The organism is Clostridium chromiireducens (genome assembly GCF_002029255.1).
GTDB lineage: Bacteria > Bacillota > Clostridia > Clostridiales > Clostridiaceae > Clostridium > Clostridium chromiireducens.
Window position 1 is genome coordinate 1 of sequence record NZ_MZGT01000037.1, and the last position, 18,141, is coordinate 18,141.

The 18,141-nt window shown below is 31.0% G+C and carries 20 protein-coding genes; 19 read left to right on the forward strand and 1 reads right to left on the reverse strand.

The window, feature by feature from the left end; all coding sequences use genetic code 11:
- Positions 1-106: 106 nt before the first annotated feature.
- On the forward strand, positions 107-643 hold the full coding sequence (locus CLCHR_RS13920; protein ID WP_079440440.1) for a glutathione peroxidase: 537 nt from the start codon (positions 107-109) through the stop codon (positions 641-643).
- Positions 644-912: 269 nt separating this feature from the next.
- On the opposite strand, the gene CLCHR_RS13925 is transcribed toward CLCHR_RS13920, so the two are convergent.
- Positions 913-1,767 carry an AraC family transcriptional regulator gene (locus CLCHR_RS13925; RefSeq protein WP_079440441.1) on the reverse strand — a complete coding sequence of 285 codons (855 nt, stop codon included), beginning with the start codon at positions 1,765-1,767 and terminating at the stop codon, positions 913-915.
- Between the two features lie 352 nt (positions 1,768-2,119).
- Between CLCHR_RS13925 and CLCHR_RS13930 the strand changes: the two genes are divergently transcribed.
- The 18 genes from CLCHR_RS13930 (at position 2,120) to tatA (CLCHR_RS14015) (ending at position 18,026) form a co-directional block, all read left to right on the forward strand.
- Positions 2,120-2,887, forward strand: a complete 768-nt coding sequence (locus CLCHR_RS13930) for an IclR family transcriptional regulator (RefSeq protein WP_079440442.1) — start codon at positions 2,120-2,122, stop codon at positions 2,885-2,887.
- 89 nt (positions 2,888-2,976) lie between these two features.
- Positions 2,977-3,861, forward strand: coding sequence for a dihydrodipicolinate synthase family protein (locus CLCHR_RS13935; protein WP_079440443.1), 885 nt, complete (start codon positions 2,977-2,979; stop codon positions 3,859-3,861).
- 60 nt (positions 3,862-3,921) lie between these two features.
- A complete protein-coding gene (gene ilvD / locus CLCHR_RS13940; protein ID WP_079440444.1) occupies positions 3,922-5,658 on the forward strand; it encodes a dihydroxy-acid dehydratase in 1,737 nt (578 codons plus the stop codon).
- 209 nt (positions 5,659-5,867) lie between these two features.
- Positions 5,868-7,520 carry a glycoside hydrolase family 43 protein gene (locus tag CLCHR_RS13945; RefSeq protein WP_079440445.1) on the forward strand — a complete coding sequence of 551 codons (1,653 nt, stop codon included), beginning with the start codon at positions 5,868-5,870 and terminating at the stop codon, positions 7,518-7,520.
- Positions 7,521-7,799: 279 nt separating this feature from the next.
- Positions 7,800-9,173: a glycoside-pentoside-hexuronide (GPH):cation symporter gene (locus CLCHR_RS13950; RefSeq protein ID WP_079440446.1), complete on the forward strand. Its 1,374-nt coding sequence runs from the start codon at positions 7,800-7,802 to the stop codon at positions 9,171-9,173.
- A 348-nt stretch (positions 9,174-9,521) separates the two neighbouring features.
- Entirely contained in the window at positions 9,522-9,740 is a 219-nt protein-coding gene (locus CLCHR_RS13955; RefSeq protein WP_079440447.1) for a hypothetical protein, read from the forward strand.
- A gap of 3 nt (positions 9,741-9,743) precedes the next feature.
- Positions 9,744-10,406, forward strand: coding sequence for a hydrogenase nickel incorporation protein HypB (hypB, locus tag CLCHR_RS13960; RefSeq protein ID WP_079440448.1), 663 nt, complete (start codon positions 9,744-9,746; stop codon positions 10,404-10,406).
- Positions 10,407-10,423: 17 nt separating this feature from the next.
- Entirely contained in the window at positions 10,424-10,615 is a 192-nt protein-coding gene (tatA, locus tag CLCHR_RS13965; RefSeq protein ID WP_079440449.1) for a twin-arginine translocase TatA/TatE family subunit, read from the forward strand.
- A gap of 17 nt (positions 10,616-10,632) precedes the next feature.
- A complete protein-coding gene (gene tatC / locus CLCHR_RS13970) occupies positions 10,633-11,373 on the forward strand; it encodes a twin-arginine translocase subunit TatC (protein WP_079440450.1) in 741 nt (246 codons plus the stop codon).
- Positions 11,374-11,389: 16 nt separating this feature from the next.
- Complete coding sequence (tatC, locus tag CLCHR_RS13975; RefSeq protein WP_169896799.1) at positions 11,390-12,124, forward strand: twin-arginine translocase subunit TatC; 735 nt, start codon at positions 11,390-11,392, stop codon at positions 12,122-12,124.
- Positions 12,125-12,135: 11 nt separating this feature from the next.
- Positions 12,136-12,360, forward strand: coding sequence for a HypC/HybG/HupF family hydrogenase formation chaperone (locus CLCHR_RS13980; RefSeq protein WP_079440452.1), 225 nt, complete (start codon positions 12,136-12,138; stop codon positions 12,358-12,360).
- Positions 12,347-13,432 (forward strand): hydrogenase formation protein HypD, encoded by a 1,086-nt coding sequence (hypD, locus tag CLCHR_RS13985; protein WP_079440453.1) that lies wholly within the window; start codon positions 12,347-12,349, stop codon positions 13,430-13,432. The genes CLCHR_RS13980 and hypD overlap by 14 nt, the downstream gene beginning before the upstream one ends.
- Before the next feature lie 46 nt (positions 13,433-13,478).
- The gene (gene hypE / locus CLCHR_RS13990) at positions 13,479-14,489 is read left to right on the forward strand and encodes a hydrogenase expression/formation protein HypE (protein ID WP_079440454.1); all 1,011 of its coding nucleotides are present in this window, start codon (positions 13,479-13,481) and stop codon (positions 14,487-14,489) included.
- A gap of 44 nt (positions 14,490-14,533) precedes the next feature.
- Positions 14,534-15,589 (forward strand): energy-coupling factor ABC transporter permease, encoded by a 1,056-nt coding sequence (locus tag CLCHR_RS13995; RefSeq protein ID WP_079440455.1) that lies wholly within the window; start codon positions 14,534-14,536, stop codon positions 15,587-15,589.
- 45 nt (positions 15,590-15,634) lie between these two features.
- Complete coding sequence (gene cbiQ, locus CLCHR_RS14000) at positions 15,635-16,447, forward strand: cobalt ECF transporter T component CbiQ (protein ID WP_079440456.1); 813 nt, start codon at positions 15,635-15,637, stop codon at positions 16,445-16,447.
- Positions 16,444-17,175: an energy-coupling factor ABC transporter ATP-binding protein gene (locus tag CLCHR_RS14005; protein WP_079440457.1), complete on the forward strand. Its 732-nt coding sequence runs from the start codon at positions 16,444-16,446 to the stop codon at positions 17,173-17,175. Before cbiQ ends, CLCHR_RS14005 begins: the two co-directional genes overlap by 4 nt.
- A 182-nt stretch (positions 17,176-17,357) precedes the next feature.
- Entirely contained in the window at positions 17,358-17,711 is a 354-nt protein-coding gene (locus tag CLCHR_RS14010; protein ID WP_079440458.1) for a hydrogenase maturation nickel metallochaperone HypA/HybF, read from the forward strand.
- Between the two features lie 138 nt (positions 17,712-17,849).
- The gene (tatA, locus tag CLCHR_RS14015; protein WP_079440459.1) at positions 17,850-18,026 is read left to right on the forward strand and encodes a twin-arginine translocase TatA/TatE family subunit; all 177 of its coding nucleotides are present in this window, start codon (positions 17,850-17,852) and stop codon (positions 18,024-18,026) included.
- The last annotated feature ends 115 nt before the right edge of the window (positions 18,027-18,141 follow it).

The window sequence follows — 18,141 nt, forward strand, 5'->3', positions numbered from 1 at the left end:
GTATAAATAACTACAAAAAATTAAACTTGTAATCTATAGAATGAATTAAAAAATTAAGTAAATATACAAAGTACAAGAAATTTATAATATAAGAGGAGAAATGAAAATGATGTATGATTTTAAGGCAAAAGAAGTAAACGGTACTGAAGTGTCAATGGAAAATTACAAAGGAAAAGTATTATTAATAGTTAATACTGCAACTGGATGCGGTTATACACCACAATATGAAGGATTGCAAAAAATATATGAAAAATACAAAGATAAAGGATTCGAAATATTAGATTTTCCATGCAATCAGTTTTTTGAACAGGCACCAGGAAGTGATGAAGAAATAGTAAGTTTCTGTCAGTTAAAGTATAATACTACATTTAAGACATTTTCAAAAATTGATGTAAATGGAGAGAGCGCTAGCGAACTATATAAATATTTAAGAAAACAAGCACCAAAGGCTGCAGAAGATGAAGCATCAGAAGGTCTTTATAATCTACTTAAAGGACATGGATTTACTACAGATGGTGATGAAATTAAATGGAACTTTACTAAATTTCTTATAGATAAAGAAGGTAACGTTGTTGAAAGATTTGCCCCAACATATGAACCAGAAAGAATAGGAGAAAAAATTGAAGAACTACTTGAAGAATAGCATTCAAAGAAAAGGATCTAATTAATGCACGAGTAGTATTTTCGATAGGTGAACTTTATATAATTTGAGTCTTATTATTATTTATGAACTAATGATTAAGTTAGAGGCTAAAAGCAGATATATCTAGCTTTTGGCCTTTAACCATTAGAAATATAATATATTGAAAAGTATAACGAACTTTATGATGAATTCCCTTTTTATAGCATAAAGTTATCATGATAAAACTGATACTAATTTAAAGGTAATTTTAATCTATTTGTTGAAATACTTTAGTTTTTTATATTAAATCCCAATAACCGCCTGCGCATTTCACTTGGTGTACATCCATAAGTATCCTTAAATAACTTCATAAACATTTTATAATTAGTAAAGCCATTTTTTTCAATAAGTTCAGTGACACTATAATCAGTGTTCACTAAATCAGTATAAAAGTGCTCCAATCGAATACTATTTAAATACTTTAAAAAGGTTGTGCCCATATATTTTTTGAAAAACCTTGAAAAATATTCTGGGTTTAATCTGACTTGGGCAGATATATCATCTAAGCTTATACACTCAGTATAATGCTTTTTAACATATTTTGTTATTAATTCTAATCTATTTAAATAACGAACTGTTTTTTTTATATGTAATTTTGTTAAAGATGTGCTAAAGTTATTTACTAAAATAAATAATAAATCATAAATTAAACTATTAACTTTAAGTTTATAACCAAGGGATTTAGTTTTATAAATTTCTGCAAAAGATTTTAATAATGTTTTTATATCGTTTTGATAAGAAATCTTTTGTATATCTTTCGTATAAGGGTTGCATTCAAAGTAAATATTTTGAACATCCTCTATATTGTCTTCCAAAAGTTCATAGGGGATCTGTAACAAGATTGATGTATTGAAGTTTTTATTAGCTGTTGAGTGAATATCTCTTGGATTAATGACTATTAACTGGTCTTTTCCTATTAGATACTCAGAATTATTTATAGCTACTTCAAGATAACCATCTAAAATATAAATAATCTCCAGATGACTATGCCAATGCTTGGGAACAATTCTAGTGTCATCAGTTATATTAGCAAACATAACGCTAATGTCTACATTTAGTTTAACTAATTCATGTTTAAATTTCATAAAAGCACCTACAATTTTTTTTATTTGAATGTTTATCTTATAACATACTGATAAATTCCATTAATTTCAGGATGAAAGTCAATTGCTTATTTAATTTATTATAGGTTGTGGGTAAACAAAGTTTTTAAAAAATAAATAAGACATTCTTTTGTGATATAATAATTTCGCTAAAAACATAAACACATCACATAAGGAATGACTCAAATATGATTATATCACCAAAGATTAAAAACGAAAATAATAATTATATATTTATTCAAATTATATAATTGACAAAATAAAAAGTGAGATATATAATAGGTACAAATATTGAAACGGCATTCCATATGTGGAATAATAAGGAGGAGATTGCTTGAATACAGCAATTTTAAGAGGAATAGAAATTCTAAAGTTTGTTGGACAAAGTGAGGAACCTGTAACAATAGCTGAAATAAGCAAATATCTTGATATACCTAAAACAAGTGTATTTAATATAGTTAATGCATTAGTAAGTGAAAAGTTTTTGTCAATAAGTAACATGAAATTAAAGAACTACGAATTAGGAGTAGGAGCTTTTGAGCTCGGAAGTTTATATTTAAATAAAATGGAATTAACTAAGATAGCTAGTACTACATTAGAACAATTATCTGATCAGGTAGGAGAAACAGTGTTTCTAGCAGTTGTAAACGATGATGAACTTGTATATTTGGATAAACGAGAGTCAAAAGGCACTTTAAGAACAACTGGTAATTTAGGATCTAGGACATCAATGTATTCAACAAGTTTAGGCAAGGCTATTTTAGCAACATATAATAATGTGCAGTTAAACAAATATTTTGATCAAGTTACATTTGTTCCTAAAACTAAAAATACAATAATAGATAAAGAATGTTTGATAAAAAATTTAGATTTGATTAGAGAAAGAGGATATTCTATTTCTAATGAGGAAAATGAAGAAGGGTTATTTTGTATAGCTGTACCTATATATAATAGAGTTGGACATGCAATAGCAGCTGTATCTATTTCAACATTAAAGATAAAAATTAATGATGAACGAATTCGTATGTATGAGGAGTATATAACTAAGGCTGCTTTAGATATTTCTAAAAAATTAGGTTACGTAAAAGAGAGTCTGTTTTAATTTTTAAGATGATTTTATAGATCATCTTAAAAAAATGATTCAAATATAGAACGCTGTTTCAAATATGGAATGAATAAAGGAGGATTTTTATGTTTAAAGGAATTTATACACCATTAGTTACCATTTTTGATGAAAATGGAGGTATTGATAAAGAAAATTCAAAGGTATTAATTGAAAAATTAATCAATAATGGAGTTGATGGAATTGTTGTGCTTGGATCTGTTGGAGAATTTTTTAATTTTTCTTTAGAAGAAAAGAAAGATTATATTAAATTTGTGTCTGAAGTTATGAATGGAAGAACAAAATTAATAATCGGTACAGGAAGCAATAATATAGAAGAAGTTATAGAATTAAATAAATGTTCTAAAGAAGTAAATGCTAATGGTGTTTTGATTATAACTCCATACTTCTTTGGTCTAGATGAGAATTATATATATGAATACTATTCAACAGTAGCTAAAAATACGGAATTACCTATTATAATTTATAATTTTCCAGCTAGAACATCTATAAACGTATCGTATGAATTAGTACTTAGGTTAGCTAGTGAATTTAAAAATATTGTTGGTATAAAGGACACAACAGATTCTATAAGCAATGTTAGAAAATTTGTTCAAAAAATAAAGAAAGTTCACAAAGAGTTCTGTGTAATTTCCGGATTTGATGAATACTTAGTACCTAACTTATTATCAGGTGGTGACGGTATTATAGGTGGGTTAACAAATATAGATGCAAAGCTATTTATAGATACATATAAAGCTTTTTTAGATAAAGATTTTGAAAAATTATTAATTCTTCAAGATAAAATAAATAAATTAACTGAATTATATGACTTAACTAATCCATTTATAGTAGGACTTAAAGAAGCCGTTAAGATATCTTTAAAATTAGATATAAACACATCCCTTAGAAATTATGGCATCAAAGTTAATGAAGAGAGTAAAGAAAAAATAAAAGAACTTGTGCAAGGTTAAATAAATAATCACGAATAGATTTTAATTTTGAAATAATAACTATTTGAAAGGAGTTTTATAATGTTAGACGATTTTATGACACCTAAAAGTGCTTCTGAACGTAAGTTGTGGTCACAATTTGATTCCCTTCAAATGGGAATGGATTGGGATGAAGAAGACATAAAAAAACCTCAAATACTTATTGATGATGTATTTGGTGATAGTCACCCAGGAAGTTCTCATCTTATGGGATTAACACATCAAGTAAGTATTGGTGTGTATGAAAAAGGAGGGCGTCCAGGAGAATTTCATGTTACAGATGTTTGTGATGGATGCGCTCAAGGGCATAATGGAATGAATTTTGTATTAGCTTCAAGGGAAGTTATTGCAGATATGGTAGAAATTCATGGATCATTTGTTTCATGGGATGGAATGGTATTGATTTCTTCATGCGATAAATCAATTCCAGCTCATCTTAAAGCAGCCGCACGTATGGATATGCCAGCTATATTTGTTCCAGGTGGGAGTATGAGACCAGCGCCATATATGTCTACATCTATTAAAGCTGGAGATATTTCATTAAGGGAAAAGAAAAAAGATGCCATAACTGCTCAAGAAGTTCGTGATTTTAAGTTGACTGGATGTCCGTCTGTGGGAGCTTGCCAATTTCTTGGTACTGCAAGCACTATGCAGTGTATGGCTGAAGCGTTGGGGTTAGCGTTACCAGGAAGTGCACTTGCTCCTGCAACAATGCGAGATATAACAGCTATGGCTAGAAAAGCCGGAAAGCAAATCATGAATTTAGTTAAAGCTAATATTACTACAAAGGATATACTTACTCCAGAAGCATTTTATAATGCAATTGTTATCCATGCGGCTATAGGTGGATCAACTAATGCAATGTTGCACCTCCCAGCTATAGCTCATGAACTTGACATAGAATTAAAGCCAGAACTATTTGATGAGATTAATCATAAAATCCCACATATAGGAAACATATATCCTAGTGGAGAGTATCCAACTGAAGCCTTTTGGTTTGCTGGAGGTATTCCTATGGTGCAGTGGTTGTTAAAGGATTATTTGAATTTAGATGTGCTAACAGTAACAGGTAAGACCCTAAGAGAAAATCTTGAGGATATAAAAAATGATGGTTTCTTTGACAGAATAGAAGGATATCTTCATAATTATGGATTAAATCGTGAGCAGTTAATAAAACCAGTTGAAACAACAAAGGAAATGGGATCTATTGCAGTTCTGAAAGGAAATTTAGCGCCAGAAGGTGCAGTGATCAAATATGCAGCAGTATCAGAAAATATGATGTATCATGTTGGAGCTGCAAGAGTATTCGATTGTGAAGAAGATTGTCATAATGCTGTAATTGAAGACAAGATTAATCCAGGAGAAGTCTTAATTATACGCTATGAGGGGCCAAGGGGATCTGGAATGCCAGAGATGCTTATGACAACAGAGGCTATAGTATGTGATAGTAGATTAAATGGATCAACAGTTTTATTAACAGATGGGCGGTTTTCAGGAGCCACAAGAGGACCATGTGTTGGACATATATCGCCTGAAGCAGCAACAGGAGGGCCAATTGCGTTAGTAAAAGATGGAGATTTAATTGAGCTTGATATAAAGGAACGAAAGTTAAATATTGTTGGAGTCAAGGAAAAATTATATGAATTGGAAGAGATAGATAAAATATTAGAAGAACGAAAAGCAAATTGGAGTATTCCTAAAGTAGAACCAAGAAAAGGGATATTTGGACGCTATACAAGGGGAGCAGTATCAGCAATGAAGGGTGCTTATTTAGAGTAATTTATACAATAATAAGTACTTTGTAAACGATTATTGATAAACGGCTAATTTAGTAAAAATATCTAAATTTTATAGGGAAAAATTAAAAATCAAAGTTCGCTTAAAGGATATTTATGACAAATGCAATTATATCAGGAGTTTATTAATTTTTATGATTTAGATAAAAATTATAAATAAATATTTAATCAGTTAAAGGAGAGAAGTTTACGATGAAAATTAAAAATCCAATATTAAGAGGATTTAATCCAGACCCGAGTATTTGTAGGGTAGGTGAGGACTATTATATTGCAGTATCCACTTTTGAATGGTTTCCTGGAGTGCAAATTTATCATTCTAAAGATTTAATTAATTGGAATTTAGTTGCTCGCCCTCTAAATAGAATTTCACAACTTGATATGAAAGGAAATGCTGATTCGGGTGGTATATGGGCTCCTTGTTTGAGCTATAGTGACAATAAATTTTGGCTGATATATACAGATGTAAAAGTTACAAAAGGAATTTGGAAAGATTGCTACAATTATTTAGTTACTTGTGAAACTATTGATGGAGATTGGAGTGAGCCAGTTAAGTTAAATGGTTCAGGTTTTGATCCTTCTTTATTCCATGATAACAATGGAAAAAAATATTTATTGAATATGCTGTTTGATAATAGGGTATATAACCATAGATTTGCAGGTATTGTAATGCAAGAATATTCTCCAGAAGAAGAAAAATTAATTGGGGAATCTAAACTGATTTTTAAGGGTACAGATCTTAAATTAACAGAAGGACCTCACTTATATCAGATTGGTGATTATTATTATCTTTTAACAGCTGAAGGTGGAACAAAATATGAGCATGCTGCTACACTAGCACGTTCTAAAAATATAGAAGGACCTTACGAAATACATCCAGATAATCCTATTCTTACTGCGTGGGACAAGCCTAGAAATGAATTACAAAAATGTGGTCATGCATCTATTGTACACACACATACTGATGAATGGTACTTAGTTCATTTAACAGGAAGGCCGCTTCCATCAGATGAAGTTCCTGGCACTGAAGTGAGAGGATATGATAAAGAAACTGGAAAACCACTTCCACATACAGCACCAAGAGGATATTGTCCACTTGGAAGAGAAACAGCTATCCAAAAACTTGAGTGGATTGATGGATGGCCATATGTAGTAGGTGGGAAGGAAGGTTCAATAGAAATTGATGCTCCTAACATGAAAGAAGTAAAATGGGAACCTAGTTTTAAGGAATTAGATCATTTTGACAATGATAAATTGAACATTAATTTTCAATCACTACGTATCCCATTAACTGAGGATATTATGTCTTTAACAGAAAACCCAGGAAACCTGAGATTATACGGAAAAGAATCATTAATATCTAAATTTACACAGGCTTTAGTAGCTAGAAGGTGGCAATCTTTTAATTTTGATGCGGGAACAAGTGTGTCATTCGATCCAGATACTTTTCAGCAATCAGCGGGTCTTGTATGCTACTACAACACAGAGAATTGGACAACAATTGATGTAACTTGGGATGAAGAAAAAGGAAGAGTAATTGATATTATTTCTTGTGATAACTTTGAATTTTCACAACCGCTAGCTCAAAATATGATACCTGTGCCAGAAAATGTTGAATATGTGCACTTAAAAGTAGAAGTAAGAGTTGAGGAGTATAAGTTCTTTTATTCATTTGATGGATCAGAATGGAATGAAATACCTATAAGTTTTGAATCTAAAAAATTATCAGATGATTATGTAGGTGGAGGAGCATGCTTTACAGGAGCATTTGTAGGTATGCACTGTAACGACGCTAGTGGAAACAGCAAACCAGCTGATTTTGATTACTTCATGTATAAAGAATTCTAATAGAAATCAAAAATTATATATTAAATATTAATAAGTAAACGATATTACTTATTAATATTTGCCTTGTGCTTCAAGTTTTTATCAATATTTAAATATATTGGATGAAAATATGAACACTTGACTTGAAAAGATTAGAAGACCAATGCTTGCGAAATTCCGCAAGCAACTATATAAACACTATTTATAATGGGGACAACTATGTCAAGAATATTAACGCTTACGCGGATATATGAAGCAGAGCATCAGTATTGTAAATTAAGAATCGAGGAGGAATTTTAAATGAACATTAGTCAAGCAAAAACTAAGATCTCAGAAAAAATTGGCATTAAAGAAAAGGTGGGATATGCTACAGGTGATTTAGCATGTAACTTTATTTATCAAACAGTAAGCAGTTACTTGCTATTCTTCTATACAGACGTTTTTGGAATTTCAGCTGCAGCAGCTGGATTCATGTTTCTAATTGTGAGAATGTTTGATGCTGTAATGGATCCACTTATTGGAACAGCAATTGATAAAACAAATACAAAATACGGAAGATTTCGTCCATACATTTTATATGGTGCCTTTCCGTTTGCGGGGGTAGCGATTCTTTGTTTCACAACTCCAGCATTCTCAGATCCTATGAAATTAGTATATGCCTATGTTACTTATATCTTATTATCAATAACCTATTCAGTAGTTAACATTCCTTATGCAGCACTTACTTCAGCAATTACTCAAGATAACAAGGAAGTTGTAAGCCTAACTTCAATTAGAATGCTATTTTCAAATACCGGGGGATTAATTGTTTCTTTTGGCGTACCGCTTTTAGCTGGAATATTTACAAATATGACTGGAAAAACAAGCACAGGATGGCAAATTACTATGTCAATAATGGGAGTTTTAGGTGCACTTTTACTAATATTTTGCTTCTTGAATACTCAAGAGCGTGTTGAAATCGATCACTCCGAAGATGCAAAAATCAATGTTAAAGATATTTTTATTCAGTTAAAGTCAAATCGTCCACTAGTTATCATATGTATGTTCTTCATTCTTAATTTTGGCGTTAACTCAATAGTTAATTCTGTTGGAATTTATTATGTTACTTATAATGTTGCAAGACCAGATTTAGTAAAATGGTATGGTTTAATGGGAACCCTACCCGCACTAATACTTATGCCGTTAATGCCATCAATGTATAAATGGATGGGTAAGAAAAAATTATTATTTACTGCTTTATCTTTGAAGGCAATTGGATTAATAGCTTTATTTGTTATTCCTGCAACAATGGTTCCACTTGTATTTACAGGACGATTAATCGCAGCATTGGGTACCATCACTGCGGGTGCATTCACATGGGCGCTAATTCCTGAAACTATCGATTATGGCCAATATAAGACAGGTAAACGTGCAAGTGGTGTTATTTATGCGTTAGTTGGATTCTTCTTCAAATTCGGTATGGCAATTGGAGGAATTGTTCCAGGGTTAATTTTAGCAAAATTCGGTTATGTTGCAAATCATGCTCAAACTGCGACAGCATTACATGGTATTTTAATTACAATGACTGCAATTCCAGTAGTATTTGTAATCATTGAGCTTGTTGCAATATTCTTCTATAACTTGGATGAAAAAGAACATAAAAGAGTACTTAATGAATTAAGTGCAAGAATGTAATTTTATATAATCCATGGTATTATAATGCTCAGTAATTGAGTCAAAACATTTATATAAAAGTCTCGGCGTTAATAGCCGAGGCTTTTTATGATGGTGTGTCGAGCACTTGGAGATAAGTAATGGTGAGCTTTTCAATGTACCTAAGGAGCTTAAGTGTATCAGCAAATAAGCATCTACAGCAGACTAAATAGTTAATCAATTTCCATAATTTCATTAATTACTCATGATAGTTTTGAAACTGTCACTCTAGTTCATATGCTTAAGTGGAACTAGATGGAAAATTAACTATATGAAATCAATCAATAAAAAGATTGACATAAGAGGTAAATCTCAATATAATAATTGATAATGAGTATCAATACTAAGAGAAAAGAAAATTCAATAAGTTGTAATGATTTTAGAGTTAATGCAATATCATTACAAAAATATACTACAACACTTAGAGGGCAAATAATTAAGCAAATAGCCATGTTAAAGCATCGGGTGCCTCAATTCAAATCTAAAAATTTCCTAATAATATTTTTAAAAGAAAATAAATTTTATACTAACAAGATAAAAGGAGAATAAGAAATGAGCGAAATTAAAGTTGTAACAAACATACTTCAAACAAATGAGGAGATAACTGCAAAAAATAAAAAAATGCTAGATGAAAAGGGGATTTTTGTAGTCAATCTTATGAGCTCACCAGGTTCTGGAAAGACTTCAATTTTAGAAAAGATGATCTCAAAATTAAAGGATGAAATTAATATTGCGGTTATAGAAGGTGATATATACACTACAAAAGATGCAGAAAGAATTGAGGCTCAAGGAGTTCCAGTTGTACAAATAAATACTGGCGGGGCTTGTCATCTTGATGGAGAAATGATTAAGGGAGCACTAAATTCATTAGATTTAGAAGCTATAGACTTATTAGTCATCGAAAATGTTGGGAATTTAGTTTGCCCAGCAGAGTTTGAAATTGGAGAAGATATAAAGGTATCTGTATTAAGTACTACAGAAGGTAATGATAAGCCTTTAAAATACCCATTAATGTTTGAAAAAAGTGGAGTAGTAATTTTAAATAAAACTGATCTTATAGAATTTACAAACTTTAATAAAGAAGAGTTTTATGAAGATATAAAATCTTTAAATGCAAATGCTCTAATATTTGAAACTTCTTGTACAAAGGATGAGGGAGTAAATGAAATATGCAACTGGGTTAAAGAAAAAGTAGAAAATAAAAGAAATTCATAAATTAAGGAGTGAATAATATGCCAAGTTTAGGTTTTCCAGAATTAATATTAATTTTAGTTATTGCTTTGATTATATTTGGTCCAGGTAAGTTGCCTTCTGTTGGGGCATCTATTGGGAAAGCATTAAATGAATTTAAAAAAGCTTCAAGAGAACTGACTAAGGATGATGTGGATGAGAAGATAAGCCAAGAAGAAAAAGCAGTTAAATAGTGTTTTGAGGTATTGAAATGATTAATAGTGAACAAATTGTTGGTGCTGTACAAGTACTTAATAAATACAGAACGGAGATAGTAAGACAGGTTATTTTGTTAATACTTATAATGATAGTGGTTTATTTTAGTTCAGGGTATGTAATAAATATTCTGACTAAGCCATTAAATGATCTTCCACTATTTTTTCTAACACCAATGGAAGGTGTTATGGTAAAAATGAAAATAGCCATTGTAGGTGGAATAATATTATTTCTGCCTTTGGTCACATATAGAATTATATTTCTTGCTTCAGCTAAAATATCTGCGAAAAATAGGAGAATGCTTTACTTCTTAATAATCCCTTTTGCAATTATAGCTTTTATTGGGGGAGTAGTATTTACATATACCTTAGTTCTTCCTGCTGCCATTGATTTTTTACTTAGCAGTGGAAATGAATTTATGAGTGCTACAATAAGCGGTGGCAGCTATTTTTCATTTGTCACTATATTTCTTGTGGCCATAGGTGCAGTATTTGAATTACCACTGGTATTTGTAGTACTTGCGAAATTTGGAATAGTTACATATAAATTTCTTTCAGAAAAAAGGAAAATGTCTATTTTACTTATTTCTATAGTAGCTGCAATAATTACCCCAACACCAGATATATTTTCTATGATAATTGTAGCTTTACCTATGATGGTATTGTATGAAATTAGTATATGGTGGATTTTTATTCTTGAAAAAAGTAATAAAAACAAAACTTATTTAGTAAATTAAACTGGAGAGTGTGAGTTTGAACGAAAAGGAAATAGCAGTAACTGAGCATTTAGAAGAATTGAGAAAAAGAATAATAATTTCATTAGTTTCAATAACAGTTGCTTCAGCAATTGCCTATAGCAAAATTATACTTTTAATTGAATTTATGATGAAGCCTTTAAGAGGTTTGAATCTAGAACTAGTATTTTTTTCGCTGACAGAAGGCTTTATAACTCGATTTAAATTAGCCGTACTTGTAGGTATAGTTTGTATGAGCCCTATAATATTTTATGAAATTATAGCGTTCATAATACCAGGTTTGAAGAAGAAGGAAAAAGTGCTTCTATATTGTAGTATATTTTTTTTATGCGTATTTTTCATTTCGGGAATATTATTTGGGTACATTATTCTTTTGCCTTATGTATTAAATTTTTTAATGAATTATAGTCAAAGTTATTTGAATCCAATTTTATCAGGAAGCATGTATTTAGGTTTTATCGGTGCTTTTTGCTTAGTGATAGGTGTTATATTTATAATTCCTTTACTTCTGTTAATCTTAGGTTTGGTTGGAATTATAAATTCTAAGATTTTGAGGAAAAGCAGAAGATATATGATATTAGGACTAGCAGCAATTGAACTTAGCTTTATTCCAGCGACGGATATGCTTACTTTTTTTGTTGTTATTTTACCTGTTTTAGTAATTTATGAAATAGCCATATGGATTATATATTTTATTGAAAAAAGAAAAATGAAAAAGATTGATTTAGAATAGGAGGTAAAGAAATGTGTCTTGCAGTTCCAGGAAAGGTTATAGAAATAAACGATACAAAGGCTTCTATTGAGGTTGGAAATGTTAAAAGAGAAGTTTATGTTCAGCTCGTACCAGAAGTTAAGTTAGGAGATTATGTTCTTGTACATGCTGGCTGTGCTATTGAAATTGTAGATGAAGAAGAGGCTTTGAAGACTCTTGAGATACTAAAGGAGTTTGCAGAAGATGAAATTTGTTGAGGAATTTAGAAATGAGGAATTAGCCAAGAGTCTTGTGAAGAAATTGCAAGAGTTTACTGATGTAAATGTAAATATAATGGAGGTATGTGGAACCCATACAATGTCTATATTCAGATATGGCATTAGAAGTATATTGCCAAAGAATATAAATCTAATATCTGGGCCTGGATGTCCTGTATGTGTTACTCCTCAAAGTTACATGGATGTAGCAATTGAATTAGCTTCTAGGAAAGATGTAATAATAACTACTTTTGGAGATATGATGAGAGTTCCAGGTAAAAAAGGTTCTTTGCTTAAGAAAAAAGCTGAAGGAGCAGATGTAAGAATCGTTTATTCACCAATGGATTCCATAACAATTGCACAAAATAATCCTAGTAAAAAAGTTATTTTCTTATCTGTAGGTTTTGAGACTACAACACCAATGACAGCACTTACTGCTATGGAAGCAAAGAAGAAAAATGTGGGGAATTTATTATTTTTAACGGCTCATAAAATAGTGCCTCCAGCAATGGAAGCTCTTGTTCAAGATAAAGAGTTAAAACTTGATGGATTTTTGTTACCTGGACATGTAAGCGCAATAATAGGCACTAAGCCCTATGAATTTTTAAGTGAAAAGCATGGAATTCCAGCTGTAGTTACAGGGTTTGAACCGACTGATATACTGCAAGGAATAAATACTTTGATTACAATGATTCATAAAAAGGAGCATAAAATAACAAACGAATATAAGAGGATTGTTAGAGCTGATGGAAATGCTGTTGCAATGCAATATTTAGATCAAGTGTTTGATGTGGTTGATTCTAGATGGAGAGGGATTGGCCTAATACCCGGCAGTGGATATATATTTAACAAGAACTTTGAGGAATTTGATGCTTTAAAACATTTTAAAATTGAGTATGAAGAGTATGATGGAAGCCCAGGATGTAGATGTGGAGAAATACTTAAAGGAAAAATAACGCCACTTCAATGTCCTTTATTTAAAAAAGCATGTACACCAGAAAACCCTATTGGTTCTTGTATGGTTTCTTCAGAAGGTACTTGTGCGGCTTTCTATAGATATCACAGTGTATAAGATACAATGAATAAAATATAAATCAAGCGTGGAGGTAAATTTGTAGATGAGTGATAATCAGATATTATTAAGTCATGGAAGTGGTGGCAAACAAACTAATAGCTTAATTAGTGATTTGTTTCTTAAATATTTTAATAATTCTATAATTAGCGAAATGAACGATGCAGCGCAGCTTACCCTAGAAGGTAATAAGATTGCCTTTACTACAGATTCATTCGTTGTAAATCCAATCTTCTTTAATGGAGGAAACATAGGGAAACTTGCAGTTTGTGGAACTGTTAATGATATAGCGGTAAGTGGAGCTAAACCTTTATTTCTAAGCAGTGCTTTTATCATAGAAGAAGGATTTGAAAAGGACAAGCTCGAAGAAATTGTAAAAGCAATGGCAGAAGAGGCGGAAAAGGCAGGAATTAAGATTGTAGCTGGTGATACAAAAGTAGTTGAAAAGGGAAGTGCAGATGGGATATTCATAAATACCACTGGCATTGGAACTATTAGAGATAATGTAAATATTAAGGCATGTAATGCAATGCCTGGAGATGTAGTAATAGTTAATGGAACTCTTGGTGACCATGGAATAACAATTATGTGTGAAAGAAATGGACTCGGTTTTGATGGAGATATTAAGAGTGATTGTGCATCATTAAATGGATTAATAGAATCAATGCTGGAAGTTTGTCCTAGTATACATGTATTAAGAGATGCTACAAGGGGAGGCGTAGCAGCAGTTTTAAATGAAATAGCAGAAGCGAGCAATGTTTCAATTAGACTGAGGGAAAAAAGTATACCTGTAAAAAATGAAATTTTAGGAGTATGCGAATTTTTAGGATTAGATCCTCTGTACATCGCTAATGAAGGAAAGCTTTGTGTATTTGTGCCTGAAGAATATGCAGATGAGGTTCTAGAGATAATGAAAAAGCATCCATTAGGTACTGATTCTTCTATAATAGGCAAAGTGGTTGAAAGCGGCAATAGCAAAGTCTATATTGATACAGTAGTAGGGGGGCAGCGAATTGTTGATATGCCTTCAGGGCAGCAGCTTCCTAGAATCTGTTAATTAGAAAAACATAAGATATTTTTTAGTAGAGGAGAATGAAGAAAATGCATATGGCAGATGCCTTAATTTCCCCAGCAGTTGGAGGAGCAATGTTTGCAGCAACAGCTGGAGTTTATACATATTCTGTAAGGAAAATAAAAACTGAATTAGATAATAAAAAAATACCTTTAATGGGGGTCATGGGGGCCTTCGTATTTGCAGCTCAAATGATTAATTTCTCCATTCCTGGTACTGGTTCAAGTGGTCATATTGGAGGAGGATTATTGCTTTCAATTATACTTGGGCCTTATGCTGCATTTTTGACAATGGCTTCAATACTTTTAATTCAAGCACTTTTCTTTGCAGATGGAGGATTGTTAGCTTACGGGGCTAATGTTTTTAACCTCGGATTCTATACATGTTTTATTGCATACCCTTTAATTTATAAGTTTCTTACTAGGAGTAACGATTCAACTAAAAGAATTTTTATTGCATCTACAGCTGCAGCGTTATTTGGATTGCAGGCGGGAGCTTTTAGCATTGTAATTGAAACTCTTCTTTCTGGAAGAAGTGAGCTACCTTTTACTACATTCCTTCTTTTAATGCAACCAATTCATCTTGTAATTGGAATTGTGGAAGGTCTTTTGACAGGAGCAGTTATTTCCTTTGTACTCAAGGCGAGTCCAGAAGTCATAGAAAAAGCTGAAAAGGGTGAGGCATTAGGAAGTATTTCGGTTAAAAAGGTTTTTGTGAGCACTATAATAGCCATTTTCTTAATAGGAGGAATTTTTTCTTGGTTTGCGTCTAGTAATCCAGATGGGCTAGAGTGGTCAATATCTAAGGTAACTGGCCAAACTGAGTTGAAAACAGAAGATAGTATTTACTCAGAATTGTCGCAATTACAGAGCAAGGTTGCTGTTTTTCCTGATTATAGTTTTAAGGAGTCAAAAGAAACGCAAAAAGAAGATAAAAATTTAACAGAAATAACACCAAGCATAGTTAATGTTGGAACAAGCATCTCAGGAATTCTAGGTGGAATTGTTACGTTGATAATAGCCGGAGGAACGGGAGTTATTATAAGTATATTTAAAAATAAAAAAGAAAAGATGCCTACAAGTTAAAATGGGAAATATATCTAATATTTATTATAAGGATTGATTTAATATATGGAGAGTATAAACAATTCGATTTATAACTTACGTTTTCTTGATGAAACAGCTTACAAAAAGTCATTAGTTCATAGCATAAACCCTGTTGCAAAATTGTTTGTTACTTTATTATATTCAATGATTGTAATATCTTTTGATAAATATGATATTTCAGGAGTAGTACCATTTGTTTTTTATCCTATTATCATTTTTGTATTATCAGGTGTACCTTACTCACCTGTACTCAAGAGAATGTTTGTTGCAATGCCATTTGTTCTTGGAGTAGGTATACTTAATCCGATTTTTGATACAAGAATACACATAGAAATATTAGGTATTGGTATCTTTGGTGGATGGATTTCTTTTGTTTCATTAATAATAAAATCTAGCTTGACTATTTTAGCAGGATTATTATTAATTTCTACTACTAAGGCTCATGAAATAGCATGGGCACTTAGAAAAATCGGAGTACCCAAAATATTTGTTATTCAATTTCTTTTAACATACAGGTATATTTTTATACTTTCAGAAGAGGTATTAAAAATAATAAAAGCTTATAATTTAAGGTCTCCTTTTAAAAATACAGTGACTCTTAAAGTATCAGGATCTCTTTTAGGACAAATGCTTATGAGATCAATTGATAGGGCAAATAGGGTATATAATGCAATGATATTAAGAGGCTTTGATGGTGAATACTTTTATAATCACAAAAATAAATTATTAATTGCTTCTTTGACATATTTTTTTCTATGGACAATATTTATTATAACTTTAAGGTTTGTTAATATTTCTGAATTATTAGGTAATCTTTTAATGGGGGTGCTTAGATGAGTCATCATTTTGTAGAATGTAAAGACATATATTACTCATATCCAGATGGGAAAAAAGCTATTAATGGAATTAATTTTAGGATAAATCATGGTGAATCAGTTGGTATAGTTGGAGCAAATGGAGCAGGTAAATCAACTCTTTTAAATTTGCTATTTGGAATAGTGAGTCCTATGAAAGGTTCAATAAACATCGGAGATATCCCAATGACTAAAAAAACACTGCCAATTATTCGTCAAAGGATGGGGCTTGTATTTCAAGATGTAGATAATCAACTGTTCATGCCATCGGTTTATGATGATGTAGCTTTTGGTGCTAGAAATTACAAATTTGATGAAGATGAAGTAAAAAGAAGAGTTTTAAAAGCTCTTGAGACTGTTGGATGCCTGCATCTTAAAGATAAGCCACCTTATAGACTTTCTGGAGGAGAAAAAAGATCAGTAGCAATAGCGACAGTATTATCCATGGAACCAGATATTCTTGTTATGGATGAGCCTACTGCAGAGCTAGATCCCAAATCAAGAAGAAATTTAATGAAACTTCTAAAGGAGCTTAATCACACAAGGATTATTACTACCCACGATATGGATATGGTTTGGGAAACTTGTGAGAGAACAATCATAATTAAGGATGGCACTATTATTGCTGACGGATTAACAAAGGAAATTTTATGCAACAAAGAATTGCTAGAGAGTAGTTGCTTGGAGATGCCTTTATGTATCCAAGATTAAGAAGATTTAATGAACGATTTCTTGTAATAGTATAGATTAATAAGTCTTTATAAATTATACAATGAGTAGAAGATTATCGGTATTAGTGTAAAATGAAAAAAGTTTTAAGCCATGTAGAAGAATAAGTATTACACAACAATGGATGATTTATAAATAATTTTTAGTAAGTGAGTTGAAGTTAAGTGCATGAAGTTTCAATTATAAATGGGGTTATTGATATAGCATTAGAAAAAGCCCGTGAAAATAAATTAAAAAATATTAATAAAATAACTTTAAAAATAGGGGATTTCTCTGGAGTTATGAAAGATTCTCTTATGTTTGCCTTTCAGAGTGCTTCAAAGGAAACTGCATTAGATAATACAGAATTAATAATTGAAAGAGTTAAAGCTACAGGAGAGTGCAGCAATTGTAATATTATTTTTGAAATTGAACATTTTAATAAGTTATGCCCAAGATGTAATGAATTTTGCTGCAATATATTAACAGGATATGAATTATATATAGATACAATCGATGGAGACGAATACGACTCTTGAATAAAGGTTTAACTATTAAATTCATATAAAACTTAAATAATATGAATAAACATAATGTTATTGAATTTAAAGAGATTTAACTAGAGAGAGTAAATAAAAAATTGTATTAACAGTACATAAATTAGGGGGAAGAAAAGTATGCCAAGTTTAGGATTTCCTGAATTGATTTTAATTTTAGTAATTGCCTTAATTATATTTGGACCTGGTAAATTACCTTCAGTAGGTTCAGCCATAGGAAAGGCATTAAGTGAGTTTAAAAAATCATCTAGAGAATTAGTTAGTGATGAACCAATTAATAAAGATGAAAAAATATAAGAAATATATAGATAAATTAATATGAATAACTTAGTTATAAAATTCTACATACTGCCAAGCAGCTTGATAAATATATTAAAATAAAAGCTGCTGAAAATATGCTAAATCATATATT